The sequence below is a fragment of the Xanthomonas sp. F14 genome (genome assembly GCF_014199865.1).
In genome coordinates, this window is the sequence record NZ_JACHOM010000004.1 from 312,349 (window position 1) to 337,622 (window position 25,274).

The following is a 25,274-nucleotide window of genomic DNA, read 5'->3' on the forward strand; positions in this document are numbered from 1 at the left end:
TGTGCGTGTGCGTGGATCGTATGGCTTGATCGCGCGCGGCCTGCTGCTGGCGGGTGTTGTGTGCGCTCCGGCTTTTCTTGCGCAAGCGCAGGCCCAGGTGCAGGACAGCCAGCAGTATCTGCAACGCATGGATACCGATGGCGATGGCCGGGTCAGCCGCGATGAATATCTGGCCTGGATGAGCTATGCCTTCGAGCAGCGCGACCTGGACCATGACGGCGTGCTGCAGGGCGATGAGCTACCTGGCCGGCGCGGCAAGCCGATCACCCGCGCCGCGCATCGCGCCACGCTGATCGAGCGCTTCGCGCGGCAGGATGCCAACGGCGACGGCTACCTGAGCGCGCGCGAGTTGCTGGCGCCGCCGCGCTGATGCGTACCTTCGCGCGCGTCTGACGCTGCGTTCGGCAAGCTCGAGCGCATGTTCACTCTCGACCAGGTCAGCCGGCGCTACGGCCAGGCCATTGCCCTCGACTCCGTCTCCCTGCAGTTCGCCAGCGGCATCACCACCGCCTTGATCGGCCCCAGCGGCGCCGGCAAGTCCACCGTGTTGCGGATGCTGGTGGGGCTGGAGTGGCCGGACAGCGGCACGGTCGCCTTCGATGGCGCGCCGCTGCAACGCGCCGGCCTGCAGGCGCAGCGCCAGCGCATCGGTTATGTGATTCAAGAGGGCGGGCTGTTCCCGCATCTGGATGCACGCAGCAACGTGGTGTTGCTGGCGCAGACGCTGGGCTGGACGCGGCAGCGCATCGACCAACGCCTGCAGACCCTGTGCGCGCTCTGCCAGTTGCCGCCGGAGTTGCTGGCGCGTTATCCGGCCGAGCTGTCCGGCGGTCAACGCCAGCGCGTGGGCTTGATCCGTGCGCTGATGCTGGATCCACCGGCCCTGCTGCTGGACGAGCCACTGGGCGCGCTCGACCCGATCGTGCGTTACGACCTGCAGGCGCAGATGCGCGCGCTGTTCGCCCAGCTCGGCAAGACCGTGGTGCTGGTGACCCACGACGTTGCCGAAGCCGCCTACCTGGCCGACACCCTGGTGCTGATGCGGGCCGGCCAGGTGGTGCAGCAGGGCAGTGCGCGCAGCCTGCTGGAACAGCCGGCCGATCCGTTCGTGCAGCGCTTTCTCACTGCGCAGCGCAGCATCGGCGACGCCGCATGATCGCGCGCGTGCTGCTCGCCGTGGCACTGCTGATCGCAAGCGTCGGTGCGCAGGCCGCGCAGGTGACGATCGGCTCGAAGAACTTCACCGAGGCCGTGCTGCTGGGCGAGATCGCCACCGCCGCCGGGCAGCGCGACGGCGTGGACGTGCAACACCGCGCGCAGCTCGGTGGCACGCGCATCCTGTGGCGCGCGCTGGAGACCGGGCAGATCGATGCGTACGCCGAATACACCGGCACGCTGGCGCAGGAACTGCTGCAGCTGCCCAAGGCCAGCCAGGCCGAACTGCGCGCCGCACTGGACGCGCGTGGGCTGGCGATGACCGACTCGCTCGGCTTCCAGAACACCTATGCCTTCGGCATGCGCGTCGAGCGCGCGCAGGCGCTTGGCATCGCATCGATGTCGGATCTGGCACGGCATCCATCGCTCAAGATCGGGCTGAGCAACGAATTCATGCAGCGCGCCGATGGCTGGCCGGGCGTGCGCGCCGCCTATGCACTGCCGCAGACCGCAACCGGGCTGGATCACGATCTGGCCTATCGCGCGCTGCAGAGCGGGGCGATCGAGGTCACCGATCTGTATAGCACCGATGCGGAAATTCCGTATTACCGGCTGCAGGTGCTGCGCGACGACCGCCATTACTTTCCCGATTACCAGGCGGTGTTCCTGTATCGCAAGGACCTGGCGCAGCGCTCGCCGGCGATGCTCAAGGCATTGCAGGGGCTGCAGGGGCGCATCGACGAGGCGACCATGCAGCGGCTCAACGCACAGGTGAAGCTGGAGCGTCAGTCCGAGGCGGCGGTGGCTGCGCAGTGGCTGGGCGTTGCGCCGGCATCGGCAGCCGACTCGCGTGTGGCGCGTCTGCTGCGGCATACGCGCGAGCATCTGGCCCTGGTCGGCATCTCGTTGGGCTTTGCCTTGCTGATCGCGTTGCCGCTGGGCGTGCTGGCGGCCCGGCGGCCGCGGCTCGGGCAGGTGGCGCTGTCGTTGACCGGCGTGCTGCAGACCTTGCCGTCGCTGGCGGTGTTCGTCTTCATGATTCCCTTGTTCGGCATCGGCGCCAAACCGGCGATTGCCGCGTTGTTTCTCTACAGCCTGCTGCCGATCGTGCGCAACACGCATGCCGGGCTGACCTCGATCCCGCGCGAGTTGCGCCAGACCGCCGAGGCGATCGGGCTGCCGGCATGGACGCGCCTGTGGCGGGTGGAACTGCCGCTGGCGCGTCGCACCATCGTGGCCGGCATCCAGACCGCGGCGGTGATCAACGTGGGCACCGCCACGCTGGGCGCGTTGATCGGCGCAGGCGGCTACGGCCAGCCGATCCTCACCGGCATCCGCCTGGACGATATCGGCCTGATCCTGGAAGGCGCGATTCCTGCGGCGGTGCTCGCGCTGATCGTGCAGGCGCTGTTCGAAGGCCTGGAGCGCTGGGTCACCCCGCGTGGGCTGCGCATCCGCCAGCGCGGCTGAGCCCGACGGTTACGCGGTTGGCAGCGCTGCGATCAGGGCTGAGAGCGCATCCTCGGTGACATTGAGGTGCGGTGCGATACGTAGACGTCCGTGTCGGCGTGTGCAGATCGCCCCGCGTGCGCCGAACGCCGTCGCCACCGCATCCAGCTGATTGGCTGGCGGCTGCAACGCGGTTAGATGCGCCGCGTGGGCGGGCGTGCACCAACTGCCCAGGCCGCGTGCCTGCAGCGCCGCGTTCCAGCGCGCGGTGAGCGTACCCAGTGCCTGCGCAATGCGCGCCGGTTGCCAGGCAGCGACCTGCTGCAAGGCCACCGTCGCCATCGCGATCCGCAATGGATCGGCAACGCCGCCGGCATCGAACCGGCGCGCACCGCTGCGATAGGACGGCGCCTGGGCCACCGGAAACTCCCAGCTGCTGCCGGCATCGCGGCCGATCCAGTGTTCCTCGATCGGCACCCCCTGCGCCCGCCATTGCGGGGCCACCCACAGCCAGGCCAGCCCCATCGGCCCCAGCAGCCATTTGTGGCCGACGCTGACCACGAAGTCCGGCCGCCAGCGCGGCAGGTCGGTCGGCAGCACGCCCAGGCTCTGGCTAAGATCCAGCACCAGCGCTGCGCCGCGTGCGTGCACCGCGGCGCTGATGCGGTCCAGATCGAGCTGTCGTCCATCCAGCCAGTACGCCTGCGGCAAGGTGACGATGCGCAAGGCCGGTGTCTGGGCGATGGCCTGCAGCACCGCCGCGGTCAAGGCATCGCCACCGGCCGTGGACACCGCCACGATGTGCGCGCCCACCTCGGCACAGCGGCGTTGCCAGATCAGCAGGTTCGAGGGGAACTGGCCTTCCAGCAGCAGCACCGCCTCGCCGCGTTGCAGCGGCAGGTTGCGTGCGGCAGTCGCCAGGCCGTGCGCGGCCGAGGGCAGCATTGCCACGCCGTCGGCATCGTCGTCGAACAGGCCTGCAGCGAGCATGCGCAAACGCTCGATGTCCTGCAGCCAGGCATCGAACGGCAGCTGCCACGGGGTGGCCAGCGCATCCACCGCCTGATGCGCGACCGCTTGCACCGCGCGCAGCAGCGGGCCGCGCGAGGCGGCATCCAGATAGGTGATGTCGGCAGGTAACGCAAATGCCTGCTGGTGGTGTTCCCATTCGACGGGCGCGGGGAGCAGGCTGGACAGAGAAAAAGAAGACATGGCGACAGCTTACCGCTGGCTGCCACGCTGCCGACACGGCGCGTTCACAGGCGCTCCTCAAGCATATGGCGATGTCTGCACTCTCATCTCTGCTGGGCCACCACCAGCAACAGCAGCTGACGCTGCTGGAACGCTACGCGCAGACCCGCGCGCTGAGCGATCGCCTCGCCGCACCCTTGAGCGCTGAAGACGCGATGGTGCAGAGTATGCCCGACGCCAGCCCCAGCAAATGGCATCTGGCGCACACCACCTGGTTTTTCGAACGCTTCGTGCTGCAGGCCGATCCGGCCTACCGTGTGTTCGACCCGGCCTGGGATTTTCTGTTCAACAGCTACTACCAGAGTGTGGGCCCGATGCACGCGCGCGCGCGTCGCGGGGTGTTGTCGCGGCCGTCGTTGCAGCAGGTGCGCGACTACCGTGCCGCAGTCGATGCGCAGATGCAGCAGCGCCTGCGTGATGGAGTGTTGGATGCGCAGGCTTGCACCATCGTGCAACTCGGCATCCAGCACGAGCAGCAGCACCAGGAATTGCTGTTGACCGATATCAAGCACGCGCTGTGGAGCAATCCGCTGCAGCCGGCGTACCGCGATGCGCCGGCACCGCCTGCGGCCGTCGCCAGCACGCTGCGCTGGCAGGCACGCGACGAACAGATCGTGGAGATCGGCGCAGCGGCATGGCCGCAGGCCGACACCTTCGCCTACGACAACGAGTCGCCGCGTCATCGCGTGCTGGTCGGTGCGCATGCGTTGGCGCATCGGGTGGTCAGCAACGCCGAGTTCCAGGAGTTCATCGACGCCGGTGGCTACCGCAGCGCCGGTGCCTGGCTCAGCGATGGCTGGGCGATGGTGCAGGCGCAAGGCTGGCAGCACCCGCTGTATTGGGACGCGGACGGACGCGAATTCACCCTGGATGGCTGGCGCCCGCGCGATGCGCATGCGCCGGTATGCCACCTGAGCCTGTTCGAAGCCGATGCGTTCGCGCGCTGGGCCGGCGCGCGCCTGCCCACCGAAGCCGAGTGGGAACAGGCCGCCACCGGTGTGCCGGTGCAGGGCAATTTCGTCGATAGCGACGCCTTGCATCCGCGCGGCGCCGACGCGGTGGATACCGGCCTGCAGCAGTTGTTCGGCGATGTCTGGGAATGGACCGGCAGCGCCTACCTGCCGTATCCCGGCTTTGCGCCGTGGCCCGGGTCGCTGGGCGAATACAACGGCAAATTCATGAATGCGCAATGGGTGCTGCGCGGTGGCAGCTGTGCCACGCCGGCTAGCCACGTCCGCGCCAGTTACCGCAACTTTTTTCCCTCCGATGCGCGTTGGCAGTTTGCCGGCGTGCGCCTTGCCAAGGATCTGCCTTGAACGCTGCCGCCCATGCCATGCAACGCGCGCACGCCGCGCTGACCGACCTGCGCCCGCAACCGGACGACATCACCGCCGACGCGCTGGCCGGGCTGTCGCAAACGCCCAAGACGCTGCCGTCGAAGTATTTCTACGATGCGCACGGCTCGCAGTTGTTCGAGGCGATCACCCGGCAGCCGGAGTACTACCTCACCGGCACCGAACTGGCCTTGCTGGAGGCCAGCATGGCCTCGATCGCGCAGGCGATCGGCGCTGGCGTGCACGTGGTCGAATACGGCAGCGGCAGCGGGCGCAAGACCGAATTGCTGCTGCAGGGCCTGCGCGATGTGGTGGCCTACACGCCGCTGGAAATCTCGCGCACCGCCTTGCTTGAGAGCACCGCGCGGCTGGCGCAGCAGTTCCCGCAGATCCAGATGCTGCCGGTATGCACCGACTTCACCAAGCCGCTGCAGCTGCCGCAGGCGCAGCGCCCGGCGCGCCGGCATCTGGTGTTCTTCCCCGGTTCGACGTTGGGCAATTTCACCGATGATGCCGCCGTCGAGTTGCTCGATGCGATGCGCCAGACCATGGGCAGCGACGGGTGCGCCCTGATCGGCATCGATCTGGACAAGGATGCCGGACTGATCGAGGCCGCCTACAACGATGCGGCCGGCGTCACTGCCGAGTTCACCCTGAATCTGCTGGCGCGGCTCAACCGCGAGATCGGCAGCGACTTCGATCTGGACGGCTTCCGCCACCACGCGGTGTATGCGCGCGAACGCGGCCGCATCGAGACCTTCCTGATCAGCCAGCGCGCCCAGCGCGTGCAGGTGGGCGGCAAGGCATTCGAATTTGCCGAAGGCGAGGCGATGCAGGTCGAATACAGCTACAAGTACACCGACGCGCGCTTTGCCGAACTTGCCGCCGCTGCGGGGCTGAAGGTCACCCACGGCTGGAACGATGCCAAGGACTGGTTCGGCCTGCGCGTGTTGCGCCCGCTCTGAGTTCTGGCCTCTGGCGTGCAACGGATCGACGATGCGCAGATCGTTGCGACCATCCGCGCGCTGCTAACGCGCCGGCGGCCGGAGCAATCGATCTGCCCGTCCGAGGTCGCCCGCGCGCTCAGCGATGACGAAGCGCGCTGGCGCGCGCTGATGCCGCAGATCCGCAGCGTTGCCGCCGATCTGGCCGGCAGCGACGTGGTGCAGATCAGCCAACGTGGCGACGTGGTCGATGTGCGAACTGTGCGCGGGCCGGGCCGCCTGAAACGCGGTCTGCATTTCGAATGACGGGTGGGCGCTGCATGCGCAACACCGCTCGCGTGCGCGGCGGTGACACCTTGCCGAATCGATGACGGCGCCGGCAGCCCATCACCCCAGCCCGCACTGACCGCCGTCATGCGGCAAACGTGATCAGTCGACGCAGCAGCGGCCGTTGCGCGGCGTCTGTGCCACCACCCACCAGCCTGTCACTGCCGCACTACCGGCAACACCTCATCGGGTCGGCGCGCAACGCGTTGATCCTGCAACGCTGATCCGCATACCTACGCCGCCTGCACCACATGCAGGGCCTTGGGATTGCGCCACTGCACCAGCAGCGCCGCTTCGCGTGCCTTGGCTTCTTCCAGATGCGCGTGCTTGATATGCCCGTAGCCGCGGATATGTTCGGGAATGCTGGCGATCTGCGCGGCCAGGCCGACGTTGTCGGCATCCAGCCGTTGCAGCAGCGTGTCCACTGTTGCCACGTAGTCGGCAATCAGCTGACGCTCGCCACGCCGTTCGGCGCTGTAGCCGAACACATCCAGCTTGCCGCCGCGCAGGAACTTCAGCCGCGCCAGCAGCTTGAAGGCAGTGAATATCCACGGCCCGTATTCGCGCTTGATCGCGTGGCCGTGCGCATCCTTCCTGGCCAGCAGCGGTGGTGCCAGGTGGAAGCGCAGCGTGTAGTCGCCGTCGAACTGCTGCTGCAGCCGGCGCTGGAAGTCGCCGCGCGTATACAGCCGCGCCACCTCGTATTCGTCCTTGTAGGCCATCAGCTTGAAGAAGTAACGCGCCACCGCCTCGCTCAACGCGCTGCTGCCGGGCGCCTGTTGCGCTTCGTGCGTGCGTACGCGCTCGACCAGGCTGCGATAGCGCTGTGCGTAGGCGGCATCCTGGTAGTCGGTCAGAAACGCCACGCGCCGCGCGATGGCTTCGTCCAGCGACTGCGCCAGCTGCTCGTCGTCGAGCGGATGCGTGGGCGCATCGACATCGCCATGCAGCGTGTTGCCGTCGCTCTGCGCCAGCGCATGCGGTGCGGTCTGCCCGCCAAGATCGTGTTCTTCCCAGCTGCCCGGTGCGCGCGCTGGCGGCGTATCGCCCTGTGCATGCGCACGCTCGCCACCCTTGCGCAGTCCTGCGGCCTGCTGCACCGCCGGCAGGTCGATCGCGGCCAGGCGCCCCCACGCAAACGCCTGCTGGTTCATCGCCACCGCCGCGCCATTGAGCTCGATGGCGCGCATCAGCGCCGCATGCGACAACGGCACCAGCCCGTGTTGCCAGGCATAGCCGAGCACGAACAGGTTGCTGGCGATCGCATCGCCCAGCAGCGCGGTCGCCAGTTGCGTGGCATCCAGCAACAGCGGCTCCTGGCCGCCCAATGCGGTGCGCACGCCGGCAATGATCTCGGCGGCGGGGAACTGCAGATCCGGCTGGGTGGTGAAGTTGCCCGGCATCGCTTCGTAGGTGTTGAGCACCACCTGGGTGCGGCCGTCGCGCACCTTGGACAGGGCCCAATAATCGTTGACCACCACCATGTCGCAGCCCAGCACCAGATCCGCTTCGCCGGCCGCGATGCGCACCGCGTGGATATCGGCCGGCCGGCGCGCGATGCGGATATGCGTGGTCACCGCGCCACCCTTCTGCGCCAGGCCGGTCTGGTCCAGCACCGTGGCGCCCTTGCCTTCCAGGTGCCCGGCCATGCCGAGCAATGCGCCGATGGTCACCACGCCGGTACCGCCGACGCCGGTGATGAGGATGTTCCAGGGCTGTTGCAGCGTGGTGCGTTGCGGCGGCGCGGGCAGGTTGCCCAGCAAGGCGCTGGCATCGCGCTGTTTGCCCTTGCGCGGCGCACCGCCATGCACGGTGACAAAGCTCGGGCAAAAGCCCGACACGCAGGAATAATCCTTGTTGCAATTGGATTGGTCGATCTGCCGCTTGCGGCCGAATTCGGTCTCCTTGGGCAGCACCGACACGCAGAAACTCTTTTCGCCGCAATCGCCGCAGCCTTCGCACACCAGCGAATTGATCATGACGCGCTTGGGCGGGTCGACCAGCTTGCCGCGCTTGCGGCGGCGGCGCTTTTCGGTCGCGCAGGTCTGGTCGTAGATCAGGATCGACACGCCCTTGACCGTGCGCAACTGCTGCTGCACCGCATCCAGTTCGCTGCGATCGTGGAACGCCACCTCGCTGGGGAAGCGCTCGCGCCGGCGCGTCCATTTGCCGATGTCGTCGCTGACCACCGCGATGGTGTGGATGCCTTCGGCGCGCAGCTGCTGCGCGATGTCCGGCACGGTGAGCGTGCCGTCCACCGGCTGGCCGCCGGTCATCGCCACCGCATCGTTGTAGAGGATCTTGTAGGTGATGTTGACGCCGCTGGCGACCGACTGCCGGATTGCCAGCGAGCCGCTGTGGAAATAGGTGCCGTCGCCCAGGTTCTGGAACACGTGCGGCGTTTCGGTGAACGGCGCCTGCCCCGACCAGGTCACGCCTTCGCCGCCCATATGGGTGAAGGTGTCGGTGGAGCGGTTCATCCAGGTCACCATGTAATGGCAACCGATGCCGCCCAGCGCACGCGAGCCTTCCGGCACCGCGGTGGAGGTGTTGTGCGGGCAGCCGGAGCAGTAATGCGGCACGCGCGGGAACAGCGCGCGCGGCAAGGCCATTTCGGCCTCCTTGCTGTCCATCCAGCGCAGCCGCTGTTCGATCGACTCGGTCATCGCGCTGGACGGCAGTGCAAAGCGCTGGATGCGCTTGCCGATCACCGCGGCGATCGTGGCCGGGGTCAACTCGCCGGTGGACGGCAGGATCCATTCGCCCTGCTCGTCGTACTTGCCGACGATGCTCGGCCGTGCACCGGCGCTGGCCGGCCAGTTGTAGAACAGCTCCTTCATCTGGCGCTCGATGAAGGCCTTTTTCTCTTCCACCACCACGATATCGTCGAGCCCGCGCGCGAACGCGCTGATGCCCACCGGCTCCAGCGGCCAGGTCATGCCGACCTTGTACACGCGGATGCCGATCTGCGCGCAGGCCTGCGCATCCAGGCCCAGGTATTCCAGCGCCTGCAACACGTCCAGATAGCTCTTGCCGGTGGTGACGATGCCCAGCCGCGCATGTGGCGAATCCAGCACCAGCTTGTCGATCTGGTTGGCCCGTGCGAAGGCCTGTGCGGCGGCGATCGCATAGCGGTGCAGGCGCATTTCCTGGTCCACCGGCGGGTCCGGCCAGCGGATGCTCAGGCCGCCCGCCGGTAGCGCAAAGTCCTCCGGCAACACGATGCTGCGTGCGAACGGATCCACATCCACCGAGGCCGACGACTCCACCGTCTCGGCAATGGTCTTGAAGCCGACCCAGCGCCCGGTATAGCGGCTCATCGCCCAGCCGAGCAGGCCCATGTCCAGGATGTCCTGCACCCCGGCCGGGTTGAGGATCGGCATCATCGCGCTGACGAATTCTTCTTCCGAACCGTGCGGCAGGGTGGAGCTGCGGCAGGCATGGTCGTCGGCGGCCAGTGCCAGCACGCCGCCATACGGCGAGGTGCCGGCGGCGTTGCCGTGCTTGAACACATCGCCGCTGCGGTCCACGCCCGGGCCCTTGCCGTACCACATGCCGTAGACGCCCTGCACCTTGGCACCGGGGAACAGGTTGGTCTGTTGGGTGCCCCAGACCATGGTGGCGGCCAGGTCTTCGTTGAGGCCGGGGGTGAAGGTCACCCTGGCCGCGTCCAGATGCTTGCGCGCACGCCACAGCTCCAGGTCGAAACCGCCCAGCGGGCTGCCGCGATAGCCGCTGATGAAGCCGGCAGTCGCAAGGCCGGCGGCGTCATCGCGCAGGCGCTGCATCAACGGCAGCCGCACCAGCGCCTGCACGCCGGACAGGTAGATGCGCCCGTCGGCACGCGTGTACTTGTGCTCCAGCGTGTAATCCGCATCCACCTGGCCGAGCTCCGGCGTGTTGGCAGAGTCGGGAGAAGAGAGTGCAGCAGTACTGGTCATGGCGTGCCCGGAAAGGGTGGCTGGGACCCGGTGCGTGTCATCTGAAACCAATGACCTGCCCGACGGATTCCAAAACGGCGGTGCAAAGTGTAACAGTCGCTCTTCACGCGCCCGTTGCATGCGGATGCACAGCCGTCGCGCTGCGGTTACGATGGGGACGGGAAGGGTCGTTTGCTGTCAGGGGATAAAGCCAGTGAAAAGGAAATACGCATGGGCCGCGATGTTGGCCTTGCTCGGGGGCGTGTGGTCGATGGCGCAGGCGCAGAACCTGCCCAAGCCCAAGGAGTTCTATTTCGACGAAGATCGCGGCACCACCAAGGCCGTGGTCGCGGTACAGGGGCAGGGCGATGCGGTGGTCGACCGCCTGGCGGCGATGGTGCAGCGTGACGCCCGCGCGGCCGAGCCGCGCGCGCAGCTGGCATCGCTGGCCTATGCCGGGGGACGCACGCAGTTGGGCGACGAGCTCTACCAGGGTGCCCTGGGGCTGGTCTCCAACGGCAGCCAGCAATACCGTGCCATCACCTGGAACTACGGCTGGGATCTGTTGCGCGCCGACCAGCCCGACAAGGCCTTGCAGCAGTGGGCCGGCCTGGCCAACGGCCGCCCGGCCGCGCCGGCCTGGTTGCCGACGACCGCGGCGCTGGCGCTATGGCGCAGCGGGCGTAAGCAGGAAGCGGTCGAGTGGTATGCCGCCGCAGTGCGCACCTGGCCGGATCGCTGGAGCAGCACCGCCAGCTACGCCACCTTGCTGCCGGATTGGCGCGAGGCCGAACGCGCCAGCCTGGCCGAGGTCTTTGCGGCATGGCAGGCGAACCCGCCGGCGTTTCCGTAACTCGGCGGCGAGCGCGCTGCAGAAAGCCCCGTAGCGCGCTGCTGTACATCACGTCGCACGGCGTTTGTGGCCGGCGCCGGCTGGCCATCGCGACTTGCGATTGGCCTGTGCGGATGGATCACATGTAAAGCGGTTGATCTGCGGCTTGGCTGCAGGGCCCTTGCCCGCCCACCATCGCGGGACACGCCGCAAGTACGTCCTTGTAGGCTCTTACGCGGCATCCATGCCGCGTAAGGTCCCGCGACGGTGAGCGGGCAAGGACCTGTCGAGATGGTCGGTCTTTTGAAGCAGCCGCCCGTGCGATAGCTCAATCGTAGAACGGTTGATCTGCGGCTGGGCTGCAGGGCCCTTGCCCGCCCGCCATCGCAGGACACGCCGCAAGTACGTCCGTGTAGGCTCTTACGCGGCATCCATGCCGCGTAAGGTCCCGCGACGGTGAGCGGGCAAGGACCCGTCGAGATGGTCGGTGTGCACGGTCAAGAGCGGTGCGCGATGTGCATCGCTGGAGAATGATGGGCCGGCTCAATGGCTCAGTGGCCGATGCATGTTTAGCAAGCAGCTTTTTTCGACCACCGCGCCCTCGACGGACTAGCTTTGGCAACATCCCGGAAGCGGCAAGCCTCGACATGCCTGTCGCCAGGCGTTGAGCGACCGATCTGCGCCACGCGTAGGCATGCTTGCCGATCTGGCCCGTCGCCGATCCAGGCACGACGCTCACTATGCGATGCTGATTGCTGCTTTCCCACGGACCTGACCACGCCATGGCGGTGGATGCATTTGCGTTGATTCTGGCGATGTTGGGGCTTGGCCTGCTGTTCGCGCGCTTGCGGGTGCTGCCGGACAACAGCGCCGATGTACTCAATCGCATCGTGCTGTACATCTGCCTGCCAGCCTCGGTGCTCACCTATGTGCCGCGGTTGCACCTGGATGCCTCGCTGGGTGGAGTGATCGCCACGCCGTGGTTGCTGACCGCAATCATCGTGCCGCTGCTGTGGGGCTGCAGCCGCCTGTTCCGGTTCAAGCGCGAGGAACACGCCGCGCTGCTGATGTGCGTGGTGTTCACCAACTCCAGCTTCATCGGCTTTCCGATGGTGCGCGCGTTGATCGGCGATCACGCCCTGCCGTATGCGGTGGTCTACGACCAGTTCGGCACCTTCGTGCTGTTATCGACGTTCGGGCTGTATGTGCTGGCCCGCTACAGCGGCGACACTCCGCCGACCGCAAAGCTGATCCTGTTACGCGTGCTGCGCTTCCCGCCGCTATGGGCATTGCTGTTTGCATTGACGATGATGCCGGAACAGCCGCCGACCTGGATTGGCGCGGGCTTGAAGAGCCTGGCCGACGCGATGCTGCCGCTGGTGATGCTGGCGGTGGGCTTTTCGCTGCAGTTGCGCCTGCCTGCGGACGAACTCAAACCCTTGGCCGTGGGCTTGGCCTTCAAGTTGGCAGTGATGCCGATCCTGGCGTTGCCGCTGTCGTTGGCGCTCGGCTTGCATGGCGCGATGCTGCAGACCAACGTGCTCGAATCGGCCATGCCCACCATGATCACCGCCGCCGCGCTGGCCATCACGCATCGGCTGGCGCCGCGCCTGGCCGCAGCGATGGTCGGCTACAGCATCCTGCTGTCGCTGCTGACCCTGCCTGCATGGGCCTGGTTGTTGGCACGCCTGGTGGCTTGATAGGGCCTGGTCCGTATGAAATGCTGGCCCGCAACACTGCGCGCCCACATGGACAGGAGCAATACATGCACGGATATCGCTTGATCACCACGGCGCTGCTATGGCTTAGCAGCGTCTGCGCGGCACATTCGGCCATGGCGGCAGCGCCTGCGAGCACAGCGGCTGCGGCCAACGATCCGCTGGTGGATCAATGGGCACGCCAGGTCGGCCAGACCATGCAGGCACGCCTGCGCAGCATGGCGTCCAGCGGCGAGCCCAGGCAGCTGTATCTGGCCGGTCTGTTGTGGGTCGATGCCGAGGACGACGCGGCGTCGGCCGCAGACGGAGGCTATGCCCCCATCCAGCGGGTCTGGCTGCAGCGTGCCCTGGACGCGCGGCCGCGCGACCCGTTGGTGGCACGCATGGAAGCCGCCGGTTGCGCACCTGCGTTGCGCTGTGACCCAGGCGCTGCGCTGGCTTTCCTGGAGCAGGCCGATGCCGGCAACGCCAGTGTGCATCTGCGTGCCTATACGGCTGCGCAGCGCCGCGGCGACCAGGCGGCTGCCGAGCGCGCCTGGCAGGCGGCCGTGCAGTCCGATCATTTCGACAGCGGTGCGCTGGCATTCGGCAAGGCCCTGCATGCCAGCTACGACAGCGTGCAATGGCCATCGCTGGCCTCGGTCAGCCTGCGCGCGCAACTCGACGCGCAAGGCATGCCTTCCACTGGCGCGGACATGGCGGCGATGTTCGTGATGGGTGCCTGGTCTGCACATGCACTTCCCGCGCTGGGCGATCTGATGCGGCGTTGCAGCCCCACCGGTGTCACGGCCGCGTTACGCGACGAGTGCATGGCCGTGCTGAACAACGTGGCCAATGACGAGTCCACCTTGGCCACCGCCATGATCGGCAGCAGAGGCATGGCGGCACTGAGCAGCGGCGCCGATGCCACGCGCTGGCAGGCGCGGGTGCGGGAACTGCAGTGGCTACAGCAGCAGGAGCAGCTCCGCGCGTCCACCGTCGATGGCATGTCCGACAAGCTGGAGGCCGTCCTGACGCAGGGCGAAGTGCCGGCGTTGCGTGCGCGGTTACAGCGTCAAGGCCTTGCAGTGCAGCCGCCAGCGGGTTGGCAGCCGGGCGCACCGGGCCACCAGACCCGCTGATCCGCTTGGCCGGCGCATGTCGCCTCGGCCATTCGCCAGCGGACGATGCTGCAGTGCGAGAGCGATCGACGGTGGACGTTTAACGCCTTTCGACTACTTCCTCACTTCGTCGCGGTGTACGCTGCCGGCTTGCTCCCGGAAGCGAGGCGTGCATGAAGACAGTCCTGGTGGCCGGCTCCAAAGGCGGCGTCGGCAAGACCACGATCGCCACCAATCTGGCCGCCCATGCGGCCTTGCAGGGCCAGCGCACCGTGCTGGCGGACGCCGATCCGCAAGGCTCGTCCACGCGCTGGGCGCAGCGTCGCGCCAGCCTGGAAAGTGCGGTGTTGCCGATCGACGCCACCCGCCGGCGCAACTGGCAGGCCGCGGTGCCCGATGGCACCGACCAACTGGTTATCGATGCCCCGGCCGGTGCGATGGCCGATGACCTGAGCGGCTTCCTCGACCACGTCGATGCCATCGTGGTGCCGGTCCTGTCCTCGGCGCTGGATATCGAAGCGGTGGTCGGCTTCCTCAACACGCTGGCCAAGGTGCCGCGCGTGCATCAGCGCAAATTGCCGGTGGGCCTGGTGCTCAACCGCGCCCGTCCCTGGACCCAAACCTCGCAGCAAGCTGCCGAGATGATCGGCGCCTGGCCCTATCCCCTGGTAACCCAGCTGCGCGACACCCAGGCCTATGTGGTGATGGCCGGGTTGGGGCGCAGCCTGTTCGATTACCGCTCGGCGCAGGTGCGCGACCATCAACAGGACTGGGAGCCGCTGTTCAAGTGGCTCAAGAAGTCCTAGACCGGAGTGTTTTCATGCGCGAACTGATACTGCTGCGACACGCCCACGCCGAGCCGGCCGATACCGGCCAGGCCGATCTGGATCGCCCGCTGTCCCCGCACGGCATCGCCGAGGCCGAATCTGCCGGCCGCTGGCTGCGCGAGCAGCGCCTGGTGCCCGACCGCGTGCTGTGCTCGCCGGCGCGACGTGCGCGTGAGACGCTGGAAGCGGTGCTGGAACTCACCGGCTACATCGAACAACGCCTGGACGAGCGGATCTACGACGCCACGCCGGGCACCCTGGCCAGCCTGGTGGACGAACACCGCGATGCCGAGCGCCTGCTGCTGGTCGGCCACAACCCGGGCCTGGAACGGCTGGCCGCCTTGATGCACAGCGGCCAGACCGGCGACTACCGCGGCATGCCGACCGCCGCGATCGCCCTGCTGGCATTGCCGCTGGATGCGGCCATCGAACCGGGCATCGCCCGCCTGACCGCCTTCTGGTGGCCTTGATCCGTGTCATCGTCGTTGCGCTGGTTTGCCTGGCTCGCGCTCTGGGTCGCTCTTCCCTGCATGGCGCAGCAGAAGCTGCATTCCATCGATCCGGTGCAATCGCGCTTCGGGTTCGAGATCAGGACGCGCTTCGGCATGAAGATCGAGGGGTTCTTCCCGCGTTTTCGGGGTGAATTGGCGGAATTGCCTGACGGGCGCCAGCAGGTGCGTTTCCGTCTGGACGCCACGCAGGTGGAAATTCCCGGCAAGGACCGCTACACGGCGTGGATGCGCGGCGAGGATTTTTTCGACGTCGCGCAGTATCCGGTGGTGGAATTCGAGTCGTTTCCCTATACCGCGGAGGTGGTGAAGAAGGGCGGCGACATCACCGGCAACCTGACCATTCGCGGAATCACCCACATCGAGACCCTGCATGTGGTGCCGGCTGAATGCGCGCGGCCGGGCTATGATTGCGATGTAATCAGTCGAGGTACGGTCCTGCGTGGACGTTACGGAATGAATGCGTGGCAGATGGCCCTGGGCGACAGGGTGACGTTCATTCTGCGTGGGCGGTTGCAGGAGGCGCGGCGCCCGTGAGGTTCCTGTTGAGGGTGCTTGTGCTGGCAACGCTGTTGCTCGGCACCGGATGCGCCGGCCTGTCGCAAATCGAACGCAACCGTGCCGCCGGGGTGGCGGCCGCTGCCCGCAGCACCGTGGTCAGCTGCACGCAGGCCAATCGTTGCGCCCAGCTCTCGCCATTGCGCGCGCTGGGTGGCGAGGCGATCACCGCCTCCACGCCGGCCGCGCCGCGGCATTACGCCACCATCGTCGATCACGGCGAAGAATCGCTGGTGGCGCGGCTCAACCTGATCCGCAGCGCTACCCGCAGCATCGACCTGCAGACCTACATCTTCGACAAGGACGACAGCGCGCGGATGGTGCTGGATGCGTTGACCGATGCGGCGCAGCGCGGGGTCAAGGTGCGCATCCTGATCGATCAGCTTTCGGCGATCGCCGATCTGCAGATTCTCGGTGCGCTGGCCAGCACCCACGAAAACCTGCAGCTGCGCATCTACAACCCGACCTTCGGCAAGGTCAAGCTCAATTACTTCGACTATGCCGGCAGCGTGGTGTGCTGTTTCCGTCGCTTCAACCAGCGCATGCACAACAAGCTGCTGGTGGTGGACGACGTGCTCGGCGTGGTCGGCGGCCGCAATTACCAGGACGACTATTACGACTGGGACAGCGAGTACAACTTCCGCGACCGCGACGTGATCCTGGCCGGGCCGGAAGTACGCGCGATGGCCGCCAATTTCGATGCGTTCTGGCGCGCGCGCCGCAGCGTGCCGGCCGAGCGTCTGAACGATGTCGGGCGCCTGCTGCTGGAGCAGGGCGCGCCCAAGATGCCACCGGCCACGTTCCGCCGCCCCGATCGGGTGGAGCGGGTCGATCAGGAGGCGCGCGATCCGCAGTTCGTGCGCGATGCGTTCGTGACCCCGGCCATGCCGGTGCAGCGCGTGCTGTACGTGGCCGATCTGCCGCAGAAGCATCGCAAGGAGCACGCCGCCAAGGCGGTGTCCACCGCGCCGGAACTGGACGGCCTGATTGCCGGCGCGCAGCAGGAAGTGCTGCTGCAGACCCCGTATCTGGTGCTGTCCGACGAGGCGCAGGCGATCTTCCGCGCATTGCGCCAGCGCCCGCAGCCGCCGCGGATCGTGGTGTCGACCAATAGCCTGGCCGCCACCGACAACCCGATCGTGTATGCGCTGTCGTACAAGTTCAAACGCCGCAACATGCGCGAGCTGGGCTTCAACGTCTATGAATTCAAGCCGTTCCCGCTCAACGCGCCGGTGGAGTACGCCAACCTGGTGCCCGATCCGCTCAACCCCGCGGCGGCCGAGTCGGCCGAAGACGATGGTCGGGTCAACCGGGTGATCGGCGGCAGTGCGGCCGGCAACGCCATGCGTGGCAGTGGTGGCGGTGGTACGGCCGGCACTGCGATCCGCGGCAGCGGGGGTGGCGCAGGCCGTGCGCCCGGCGGCAGCGAGGTCGATCGGCGCGTGCTGCGCACCGAGACACGGCCCTCGTTCCTGGGCACGCGCGCGGTCAACAAGCCGCTGCCGGTGACCCGTGCCGGTGCGCGCATGGGCCTGCATGCCAAGTCGTTGGTGGTGGACCGCCGCATCGGCGTGATCGGCACGCACAACTTCGATCCGCGCAGCGAGAACTACAACACCGAAGCGGCGGTGGTGATCGACGATGCGCGCTTTGCGCAGGCGCTGGCGGCCAGCATCGAGCGCGACATGGCGCCGGAAAACGCCTGGACCGTCGCCCCGCGCGAAAAGCCGCCGGTGCTGAGCGGATTGAATTACAGCGTGGGCAAGGTGTCCGAAGCCTTGCCGGTGCTGGATTTCTGGCCCTGGCGCTATGCCACCAATTACGAGTTCCAGCCGGGGCCGGGTTGCCCGTTCCCGCTCAAGCGCCAGGACCCGCAGTTCCGGCAGTGCTATGTGGCGGTAGGCGATTTCCCCGAGGTCAACGTCGGCCCGAAGTGGCTGCTGGTGCGGATGCTGACCGCCTTCGGTGCGGGATTGGTGCCGATCCTCTGATCGCAGCGGTGCCGGCCCGGGGCCGGCATCGAGACGGCGCGTGGCAACCGGTGCATCGTGGAGTGACGCACCGCTGCAATGGCGCGGTGCGCTGCGGTAGGTAAATGGGCGGCTCGCCACACACCGCCATCCGCCGAAGTCACCATCGCGGCCTGGCGTGCAGCACCAGCCAAAGGCAGTTGCATCAGATCCCAGCGCCGCAGATGCTGTCCCGATTCCCGATTCCCGATTCCCGATTCCCGATTCCCGATTCCCGATTCCCGATTCCCCCAATCCCCAATCCCCAATCCCCAGCCTATGACCTTCCGTGAACCCGTCGACCTGGCCGCCCTCAACGCCTCCAGCCGTGACACCTTGATTGAACATCTGGGCATCGTGTTCACCGCCGCCGGCGACGACTGGTTGAGCGCCACCATGCCGGTGGATGCGCGCACCAAGCAGCCATACGGCCTGCTGCACGGCGGTGCGTCGGTGGTGCTGGCCGAAACCCTGGGCAGCAGCGCCGGCAACCTGTGCGTGGATATGACCGCGCAGATTTGCGTTGGGCTGGAGATCAATGCCAATCACCTGCGCGCCGCCACCGATGGCCTGGTCACCGGCACCGCGCGTGCGGTGCATGTGGGGCGCAGCACCCAGGTCTGGGACATCACCATCGAAAATCCGGCCGGCAAGCGCGTCTGCGTCTCGCGGCTGACCCTGGCCGTGGTCCCGCGCAGCAATGGCTGAGCACGCCGTGCAAGTGCATGGGTGGAACAGCGCCACCCGCGGCGGGCACTGCGCGCAGGCCACGCTGCTGTCACAATAGTTGCGCTTCCTTCCCCTGGTACCGGTCCGGTTCCGTCAATGAGCGAGTCATCCCTGGACGCCACGCGCGACGCTGGCAGCGTGCTGCGTTGGTTCCGGTACCTGTATCGGGTGCCGTTGTTGCTGGTGCATCTGAGCATCTGCCTGCCGATCACCATGCTGTGCGTGGTGGCGCCGCCGCTGGCGCGCATCCGCACCGGGCGCGACGACACCCTGGACGAGCTGATGATCCGTTGGTGGCAGGGCAACCTGATGCGCATCTTCGGCTTCCGCCTGCGGCGCTTCGGCACCCCGCTGCCGGGCGCGACCCTGTTCGTGGCCAACCACGTCAGCTGGGTCGACATCTCGATGCTGCACAGCCAGCGCGTGATGGGCTTTGTGGCCAAGCGCGAGATCGCCGGCTGGCCGCTGGTCGGCTGGCTGGCGACCAAGGGCCAGACCATCTTCCATCAGCGCGGCAATACCGAATCGCTGGGCGGGGTGCTGCAGGAAATGCTGCTGCGCCTGCGCAGCGGCAAGCCGGTGGGCGTGTTCCCCGAAGGCCGCACCCGTGGCGGTACCGAAGTCGGCCCGTTCCACGCACGCATCTTCCAGGCCGCGGTCGAGGCCGGCGTGCCGGTGCAGCCGGTGGCACTGCGCTACGGCGAGCGCGGCAATGCGCAGGCAGTGGTGGCGTTCGGCGAGCGCGAGAGTTTCTTCGCCAATATCGTGCGTCTGCTCGGCGAGCCGTCGCGGCTGGCCGAGGTGCATTTTCTCGAGCCGATCCGCGCGCTGGATATCGAAGGACGCCGCCGCCTGGCCGATACCTCGCGGCAACGCATCATTGCGGCAATGGAGTCCTGAGCCGACGATGCAAGCGCTCATCACCCCTGCGGCCTGCACCCCCTTGTCTGGCCCGATGAGCGCATGAACGCCTCCGACTATCTGCCGCCGCGCTGGCTGCGCAATCCGCATGTGCAATCGGTGCTGGGCAGCAGCGCCTTGCGCCGGCTCCGTAGCCGCCAGTTGCTGGCCGCCAGCGGCGCGGTCACCAGCGAACACATTCTCGACGGCGGCGACGGCGTGCGCCTGCAGGGCTGGATGAGCATCCCGCCCGGCGATGCCCCAGTGCGCGGCACGGTGCTGCTGCTGCACGGCTGGGAAGGCAGCGCTGACTCCAATTACATGCGACTGACAGCCGCGCGCCTGCTCGGCCTGGGCTATCAGGTGTTCCGGCTGAATTTCCGCGACCACGGCGGCACGCACCACCTCAACGTGGACCTGTTCCACTCCGATCGCATCGAGGAAGTGGTCAACGCGGCGGGCGATCTGTGGCGGCGGTTTCCCGCGCCGCAGTTGCTGGCGGCGGGCTATTCGCTGGGCGGCAATTTCGCATTGCGGCTGGCGCTGCGGGCACCGGCGGCCGGGCTGCCGCTGGCGCGCGTGGCGGCGGTGTGCCCGTTGCTGGATCCGGCGGCGACCATGCTGCAGCTGGAGAAGGGCCCGCAGTTCTACGATTGGTATTTCCGCCGCAAGTGGCGCGAGTCGCTGCTGCGCAAGCGCAAGCTGTTCCCCGACCAGCACGGCTACGACGACGCCACGCTGGCGCTGGACATGCGCGGGCTGATGGCCTGGCTGGCCGAGCAGCACACCGGGCATGGCTCGCTGGAAGCGTATTTCGACAGTTATTCGATCGCCGGCGAGCGCCTGGCCGGCCTGCAGGTGCCGGTGGACATCCTGATGGCCGAAGACGACCCGGTCATTCCGTTCGAGGATTTCGCCGCCTGGCAGCTGCCGGCGCATGCACAGCTGGAAATCGCGCGCTGGGGCGGCCACTGCGGCTTTCTGGAAAATGCCCGCGGCGATGGTTTCGCCGAACGCTGGGTGGCCGAGCGGCTGGCGGCGCAGGGGTAGGTCGGCGGCACCCCGCGCATCGTTACAATAGGCGTTTGTCCTGGACACGCCCTCCGCCATGCAAGACGCCATTCTTCAAGCCCTGCGCCGCAACGCGGCCGACGATGCGGTGGCGCTGGCCCGCGAGTGGGTGCTCACCGCGCCCGAAAACGCCGCCACGCATCGCTGGCTGGGCCTGGCCCTGCAGCAGCAGGGTCAACCGGCGCTGGCGCTGGCCAGCATCGAAACCGCGCTGACGCTGACGCCGGAAGATGCCGACCTGCATCTGCTGCGCGCCGGCCTGCTGCTGGCGATGCGCGAGCTGTCGGCAGCGGACGACGCGTTGTCGCGCACCACCGCGCTCGACCCCAACCAGTTCAACGCCTACGTGATGCAGGCGCATCTGGCGGTGGCGCGCGGCGATCTGGACGAGGCGCAGCGGCTGAGCCGCACTGCCGCGCGTCTGGCGCCCGAGCACCCACAGTTGCTGGCCGTCGATGGCGTGGTGGAACTGCGCCGCGGCCAGGGCGAGCGCGCGCTGTCGCTGCTGACCCGCGCCGCCGAGCAACTGCCCGACGACCCGCGGGTGATGTTCGCGCTGGGCTTTGCGTATCTGCAGAAGGAGCATTTCGCGTTTGCCGAGCGCGCCTTCGAGCGCGTGGTCGAGCTCAATCCACCGGGTACGGCGCTGCGCGCCTTCATCGCTCAGCTGGCCCAGCGCCAGGGCCGCCTGGACGATGCGCTGGCCGCGATGCAGGGTGTGTTCGCCCAGCCCGGCGGCGATCTCCCGGCCATGCGCCGGCTCGCCGGCGAGATGGAGTTGCAGGCCGGCCGCCCCGACCAGGCCGCCGCGCACCTGCGCCTGGCGCTGGCGCACTGGCCGGCCGACCGCCGCACCTTGCATGCCTTGCTGACCGCCTGGGAGCGGCTGGGCGCGGTGGACGATGCGCGCGACACCCTGGACGCGGCGCTGGCCACCTCGGCCAATGCGCACGACCTGTGGCTGGCGCGGCTGGCGGTGGAGCCGGTCGGCGGGCCGCAGGCGCAGGCGGTGATCGAGCGCTGGCTGCTGGCCATGCCCGAGCATCTGCCGGCACTGGAAGCGCTGATGCGCGTGCACGACATGCAGGGCCACGCCGAACAGGCGGAAATGGTGGCGCGCCAGATCGTGGCGGTGGAGCCGGGCCGCCTCAGCGGCGAGCAGCGCATCGTCGAGGCGCTGCTGGAGCGCGACCCGCCGGCGGCGATCGCCTGCGTGCAATCGCTGATCGACTCGCTGCCCGAGCCACAGCAGACCGTGCTGCGGCCGTGGCTGGGCAATGTGCAGGACCGCGCCGGCCAGCCCGAGGCGGCCGTGGCGACCTGGATGCAGTTCCAGCGCGAACAGGCCCAGCACCGCCTGCCGTTGCCACCACAGGCCGCCAAGCAGCCGATGCAGTGGCCGGAGCTGGGGACCATTCCCGAGAGCGTGACGGCACGGCCGCTGTTCGTATGGGGCACGCCGGGCTCGCATGTCGAACGCCTGGTCGCGGTGATGGGCGCGGCCACCCCGCTGGTGCGCGACGACCGTTATGGCAGCACGCCGCCGTCCGATGCGCTGCAGAGCTACCGCACTGTCGAGCAGCTGGCGTCCGGCGAGCTGGCGCCGATGGCGCTGGTGGAAGGCTGGAAGGCGCAGCTGCCGCGGCGCGGTATCGACGACGGCAACGTCATCGACTGGCTGCTGTGGTGGGACAACACCCTGCTGACCGCGCTGCGCCCGCACCTGCCCGAAGGCCGGCTGGCGATCGCGCTGCGCGACCCGCGCGACATGCTGCTGGACTGGCTGTCGGCCGGCGCGCCGGCACCGCTGGCCGTGCAATCGCCACAGCAGGCCGCCGACTGGCTGTTGACGGCGCTGGAACAGCTCGCCGTGCTGCACGAGCGCGATCTGTATCCGCACCGGATCATCCGCCTGGACGGCATCGAGAGCGACCCGCAAGGCATTTCCACCGCGCTGGAACAGGCGTTCGGCCTGCGCTTTCCGCTGGTCGAACCGCGCGGCCCGGCCCGCCTGGCCGCGGGTCGCTGGCGCAACTACCGCAATGTACTGGGCGCGCAATTCGATCTGCTCACGCTGATCGCGGTGCGCTTCGGTTACCCGCAGGACTGAGCACCGCTCAGCACGGCTGCGCTCACTGCCAGGTGAGCGCGGCCGGCGCCCGGGGCGGCCTTCGGCGGCGCAGCTCGCACCACCTCGTAGGAGCGGACCCGGCCGCGACGAGGCGTTACCGATGGACGCGGCCACCGACGATGCGTCGCCACCGAATGATGCGGCTTTACCGATACCGCCGCGTCGCGGCCGGGTCCGCTCCTACGCTCGGTGCGGATTGGTCGGCGAACGAATGTGGCGCTCCCGGCCCGGTGGGCGCGGCCGGCGCCTGGGGCGGCCTTCGGCGGCGCAGCCCGCACCACCTCGTAGGAGCGGACCCGGCCGCGACAAGGCGTTACCGATGAACGCGGCCACCGACGATGCGTCGCCACCGAATGATGTGGCGTTACCGATAACGCCCCGTCGCGGCCGGGTCCGCTCCTACGAATCTGTGCAGGTTGGTCGGCGAACGAATGTGGCGCTCACTGTCGGTGGGCGCGGCCGACGCCCGGGGCGGCCTTCGGCGGCGCAGCCCGCACCACCTCGTAGGAGCGGCCCCGGCCGCGACGAGGCGTTACCGATGAACACGGCCACCGACGATGCGTTGCCACCGAATGATGTGGCTTTACCGATAACGCCCCGTCGCGGCCAGGTCCGCTCCTACGAATCGGGGCAGATTGGCCGGCTGAATATGGCGCTCCCTGCTACGCGCACGCGGGCGCTGCAGTGTCCACTTTGCCGATGCATGATCACGCGGCCACGGCGTTCGCTGGCGTGGTGAACCGGCCGCGATAAACCCGGCCGGGCGCACCAGAGGGTTCCATGGCGATGGCTTCCTCTGCGGCGCGGACCCAGGCACCCTGGTCGGCCTCATTGCCCCGGAGACTCCTGCATGCGCCTGACCAGCAACAGCATCGAAAACGGCAAGCCCATCGCGGTGGAATTTGCCGCCGGAACGCCCGAGGGCTTTGCGCCTAACCGCAACCCGCATCTGGCCTGGAGCGAGGTGCCGCCCGGCACGCGCTCGTTCGCGCTGCTGTGCCTGGATCCGGATGTGCCGACCGTGCCGGAAACCGTGGGCCGCGACGATGTGCAGATCCCGGTCGATCAGCCACGCACCGATTTTGTGCATTGGGCCATGGCCGACATCCCCGCCGACGTGCATGAGATCGCCGCAGGCAGCTGCAGCGACGGTTTCGTGCCCAAGGGCAAGCAGCAGCCGGCCGGCCCGGCCGGTGCGCGCCAGGGCCTGAACTCGTATACCGAATGGTTTGCCGGCAATGCCGACATGGCCGGCAATTATCTGGGCTACGACGGCCCGTACCCGCCGTTCAATGACCTGCGGGTGCACCGCTATTTCTTCCGCGTGTTTGCGCTGGACGTGGCGCAGCTCAGCCTGCCCGAGACCTTCACCGCAGCCGATGTGCTGGCGGCGATCCAGGGCCACGTGCTGGCCGAGGCGGCGTTGCATGGCACCTACACGCTGAATCCGGCGCTGCGCTGACGGCAACGAACGGTCCTGCGCCACCGGTCAGGTCGGCGCGGGGCCGGTTGTGGCCAACGGCGACCTTGGTGCGTGCTGCGTCAATCGCACGATCGCCGCCACACCGGGTCAACCGTTGGCTTCGATCATCTGCTCGAGCACGTACACCGGCGCGCCATCCGTGCCTGCAGCGGCCGGGTAGCGGGTGACCCGCAGCAGGGTGCGGATGCCGGCCTCGTGCTCGAAGCCTTCGATCTTGCCCTCGAAGGCTTGCCAGGTCTGGGTGACAGGCTGCCCTGCCGCATCCTGTTCGCGCAGTTGCAGGCATTGGCGCGCCGGGTCGGACCCACATGCCACGGTGTCGGCCGCCACTTCGATCAGCAGCGTCTGGCCGCGGCCGCCGTAGCGGGTGTCGGCCGTGGCGACACCGCCGAACACCAGCCGGGTGCCGTCGCTGCGGGTCAGGGTCAGCTGCGGCGAGGCCTGCGCGGTGTTCAGCGCCACCGCGAAGCGGCCGGACAGCAACTCGCTGGCAGCGCGCTCCTGGGCCATCCGCCGCGGTTGCGCGCACAGGCGTTTGCTCGACACCACCCGGCCGATCTGCAAATGCGCCTGCGCCACGCTGTAGTCGGCGCCCAATGCGTTGCAGGTCTGGCTGACCTGGATGCGGTGATCGCTGAAATCCAGCTGCAAGGGCGGTGTGCCGGCGACGAACAGGCTGCGCAAGGCAGTGCCGTGCGCATCGCTGGCCTGCTGCAGCTGCCAGTGTTGCGCCCGCAACGTGGCCTGCAGTGGCGCGTTGTCGGCGGCGATTGAGCTGGTCGCGGCCGGCTCGGCGGCAGCGGCGTCGGCGCTGGATCCGGGCGCCTGCGGCGGCGTGCTCGACCCGCAGGCCGTCACGCCCGCTGCCAGCAGTGCAGGGGCAAACAACACGGCACGCATGCGGCGGCTCCCGGTGATCGATATGTCAGTGATACCGCCACCGCGCGGCCAGGGCAATGACGCAAGTCACTGCCCGGCCATGTGCCTCGCATGCCGCGCCGGCTCAGCCGGCACGACACGCGACCGC

21 protein-coding genes are annotated in these 25,274 nt (G+C 68.1%); 18 read left to right on the forward strand and 3 right to left on the reverse strand.

The annotated features are described in order from the left end of the window. Positions 1-25: 25 nt before the first annotated feature. The 3 genes from GGR73_RS15405 to GGR73_RS15415 are packed head-to-tail and all read left to right on the forward strand — an operon-like array spanning position 26 to position 2,625. The gene (locus GGR73_RS15405) at positions 26-370 is read left to right on the forward strand and encodes an EF-hand domain-containing protein (RefSeq protein ID WP_221234180.1); all 345 of its coding nucleotides are present in this window, start codon (positions 26-28) and stop codon (positions 368-370) included. Between the two features lie 48 nt (positions 371-418). Continuing rightward, a complete protein-coding gene (locus GGR73_RS15410; protein WP_024939502.1) occupies positions 419-1,156 on the forward strand; it encodes an ATP-binding cassette domain-containing protein in 738 nt (245 codons plus the stop codon). Beyond that, positions 1,153-2,625: an ABC transporter permease/substrate-binding protein gene (locus GGR73_RS15415; protein WP_184457741.1), complete on the forward strand. Its 1,473-nt coding sequence runs from the start codon at positions 1,153-1,155 to the stop codon at positions 2,623-2,625. The genes GGR73_RS15410 and GGR73_RS15415 overlap by 4 nt, the downstream gene beginning before the upstream one ends. A 9-nt stretch (positions 2,626-2,634) precedes the next feature. Here GGR73_RS15415 and GGR73_RS15420 read toward each other — a convergent pair whose 3' ends face one another. After that, on the reverse strand, positions 2,635-3,816 hold the full coding sequence (locus GGR73_RS15420; protein WP_184457743.1) for an aminotransferase class V-fold PLP-dependent enzyme: 1,182 nt from the start codon (positions 3,814-3,816) through the stop codon (positions 2,635-2,637). 65 nt (positions 3,817-3,881) lie between these two features. Between GGR73_RS15420 and egtB the strand changes: the two genes are divergently transcribed. From egtB to GGR73_RS15435, 3 genes are read left to right on the forward strand one after another with little or no spacing between them, the layout of a single operon-like run. Beyond that, entirely contained in the window at positions 3,882-5,171 is a 1,290-nt protein-coding gene (egtB, locus tag GGR73_RS15425; protein ID WP_184457745.1) for an ergothioneine biosynthesis protein EgtB, read from the forward strand. Then, on the forward strand, positions 5,168-6,154 hold the full coding sequence (gene egtD / locus GGR73_RS15430) for an L-histidine N(alpha)-methyltransferase (protein WP_024939498.1): 987 nt from the start codon (positions 5,168-5,170) through the stop codon (positions 6,152-6,154). The genes egtB and egtD overlap by 4 nt, the downstream gene beginning before the upstream one ends. Before the next feature lie 15 nt (positions 6,155-6,169). After that, a complete protein-coding gene (locus GGR73_RS15435) occupies positions 6,170-6,439 on the forward strand; it encodes a DUF3253 domain-containing protein (RefSeq protein ID WP_184457747.1) in 270 nt (89 codons plus the stop codon). Positions 6,440-6,693: 254 nt separating this feature from the next. Here GGR73_RS15435 and GGR73_RS15440 read toward each other — a convergent pair whose 3' ends face one another. Beyond that, entirely contained in the window at positions 6,694-10,401 is a 3,708-nt protein-coding gene (locus GGR73_RS15440) for an indolepyruvate ferredoxin oxidoreductase family protein (protein ID WP_184457749.1), read from the reverse strand. A gap of 193 nt (positions 10,402-10,594) precedes the next feature. Here GGR73_RS15440 and GGR73_RS15445 point away from each other — a divergent pair, with 193 nt between their 5' ends. The 12 genes from GGR73_RS15445 to GGR73_RS15500 all read left to right on the forward strand — a co-directional run bounded on the left by GGR73_RS15445 (position 10,595) and on the right by GGR73_RS15500 (position 24,226). Continuing rightward, positions 10,595-11,233 (forward strand): hypothetical protein, encoded by a 639-nt coding sequence (locus GGR73_RS15445; RefSeq protein ID WP_046345310.1) that lies wholly within the window; start codon positions 10,595-10,597, stop codon positions 11,231-11,233. Between the two features lie 761 nt (positions 11,234-11,994). Further along, entirely contained in the window at positions 11,995-12,912 is a 918-nt protein-coding gene (locus GGR73_RS15450; RefSeq protein WP_065033175.1) for an AEC family transporter, read from the forward strand. Between the two features lie 65 nt (positions 12,913-12,977). Next, positions 12,978-14,051: a hypothetical protein gene (locus GGR73_RS15455; protein WP_184457751.1), complete on the forward strand. Its 1,074-nt coding sequence runs from the start codon at positions 12,978-12,980 to the stop codon at positions 14,049-14,051. A gap of 152 nt (positions 14,052-14,203) precedes the next feature. Beyond that, positions 14,204-14,836, forward strand: coding sequence for a ParA family protein (locus tag GGR73_RS15460; protein ID WP_016904235.1), 633 nt, complete (start codon positions 14,204-14,206; stop codon positions 14,834-14,836). A 14-nt stretch (positions 14,837-14,850) separates the two neighbouring features. After that, a complete protein-coding gene (locus GGR73_RS15465) occupies positions 14,851-15,327 on the forward strand; it encodes a SixA phosphatase family protein (protein ID WP_016904234.1) in 477 nt (158 codons plus the stop codon). Between the two features lie 3 nt (positions 15,328-15,330). Beyond that, complete coding sequence (locus GGR73_RS15470) at positions 15,331-15,903, forward strand: YceI family protein (protein ID WP_024939492.1); 573 nt, start codon at positions 15,331-15,333, stop codon at positions 15,901-15,903. Beyond that, on the forward strand, positions 15,900-17,915 hold the full coding sequence (locus GGR73_RS15475) for a phospholipase D family protein (protein WP_104569304.1): 2,016 nt from the start codon (positions 15,900-15,902) through the stop codon (positions 17,913-17,915). Before GGR73_RS15470 ends, GGR73_RS15475 begins: the two co-directional genes overlap by 4 nt. Before the next feature lie 297 nt (positions 17,916-18,212). Beyond that, complete coding sequence (locus GGR73_RS15480) at positions 18,213-18,641, forward strand: hotdog fold thioesterase (RefSeq protein ID WP_184457752.1); 429 nt, start codon at positions 18,213-18,215, stop codon at positions 18,639-18,641. A 21-nt stretch (positions 18,642-18,662) separates the two neighbouring features. Beyond that, positions 18,663-19,562 carry a lysophospholipid acyltransferase family protein gene (locus tag GGR73_RS15485; protein WP_180969535.1) on the forward strand — a complete coding sequence of 300 codons (900 nt, stop codon included), beginning with the start codon at positions 18,663-18,665 and terminating at the stop codon, positions 19,560-19,562. Between the two features lie 63 nt (positions 19,563-19,625). After that, positions 19,626-20,612 carry a YheT family hydrolase gene (locus GGR73_RS15490; RefSeq protein ID WP_166771508.1) on the forward strand — a complete coding sequence of 329 codons (987 nt, stop codon included), beginning with the start codon at positions 19,626-19,628 and terminating at the stop codon, positions 20,610-20,612. 58 nt (positions 20,613-20,670) lie between these two features. Next, positions 20,671-22,743: a tetratricopeptide repeat protein gene (locus tag GGR73_RS15495; RefSeq protein WP_184457754.1), complete on the forward strand. Its 2,073-nt coding sequence runs from the start codon at positions 20,671-20,673 to the stop codon at positions 22,741-22,743. A gap of 871 nt (positions 22,744-23,614) precedes the next feature. Then, complete coding sequence (locus GGR73_RS15500; RefSeq protein WP_005912167.1) at positions 23,615-24,226, forward strand: YbhB/YbcL family Raf kinase inhibitor-like protein; 612 nt, start codon at positions 23,615-23,617, stop codon at positions 24,224-24,226. Between the two features lie 108 nt (positions 24,227-24,334). Here the strand turns inward: GGR73_RS15500 and GGR73_RS15505 are convergent, their stop codons facing one another. Further along, positions 24,335-25,147: an META domain-containing protein gene (locus GGR73_RS15505; protein WP_184457756.1), complete on the reverse strand. Its 813-nt coding sequence runs from the start codon at positions 25,145-25,147 to the stop codon at positions 24,335-24,337. Between the last annotated feature and the right edge of the window lie 127 nt (positions 25,148-25,274).

Bases quoted from the DNA above. Each gene is read 5' to 3' on its own strand.
- GGR73_RS15410 (WP_024939502.1), top strand. From the start codon at position 419: ATGTTCACTCTCGACCAGGTCAGCCGGCGCTACGGCCAGGCCATTGCC.
- GGR73_RS15490 (WP_166771508.1), top strand. From the start codon at position 19,626: ATGAACGCCTCCGACTATCTGCCGCCGCGCTGGCTGCGCAATCCGCAT.
- GGR73_RS15480 (WP_184457752.1), top strand. From the start codon at position 18,213: ATGACCTTCCGTGAACCCGTCGACCTGGCCGCCCTCAACGCCTCCAGC.
- GGR73_RS15455 (WP_184457751.1), top strand. From the start codon at position 12,978: ATGCACGGATATCGCTTGATCACCACGGCGCTGCTATGGCTTAGCAGC.
- GGR73_RS15420 (WP_184457743.1), bottom strand. From the start codon at position 3,816: ATGTCTTCTTTTTCTCTGTCCAGCCTGCTCCCCGCGCCCGTCGAATGG.
- egtB (WP_184457745.1), top strand. From the start codon at position 3,882: ATGGCGATGTCTGCACTCTCATCTCTGCTGGGCCACCACCAGCAACAG.
- GGR73_RS15450 (WP_065033175.1), top strand. From the start codon at position 11,995: ATGGCGGTGGATGCATTTGCGTTGATTCTGGCGATGTTGGGGCTTGGC.
- GGR73_RS15500 (WP_005912167.1), top strand. From the start codon at position 23,615: ATGCGCCTGACCAGCAACAGCATCGAAAACGGCAAGCCCATCGCGGTG.
- GGR73_RS15460 (WP_016904235.1), top strand. From the start codon at position 14,204: ATGAAGACAGTCCTGGTGGCCGGCTCCAAAGGCGGCGTCGGCAAGACC.
- GGR73_RS15465 (WP_016904234.1), top strand. From the start codon at position 14,851: ATGCGCGAACTGATACTGCTGCGACACGCCCACGCCGAGCCGGCCGAT.
- GGR73_RS15415 (WP_184457741.1), top strand. From the start codon at position 1,153: ATGATCGCGCGCGTGCTGCTCGCCGTGGCACTGCTGATCGCAAGCGTC.
- GGR73_RS15505 (WP_184457756.1), bottom strand. From the start codon at position 25,147: ATGCGTGCCGTGTTGTTTGCCCCTGCACTGCTGGCAGCGGGCGTGACG.
- GGR73_RS15495 (WP_184457754.1), top strand. From the start codon at position 20,671: ATGCAAGACGCCATTCTTCAAGCCCTGCGCCGCAACGCGGCCGACGAT.
- GGR73_RS15440 (WP_184457749.1), bottom strand. From the start codon at position 10,401: ATGACCAGTACTGCTGCACTCTCTTCTCCCGACTCTGCCAACACGCCG.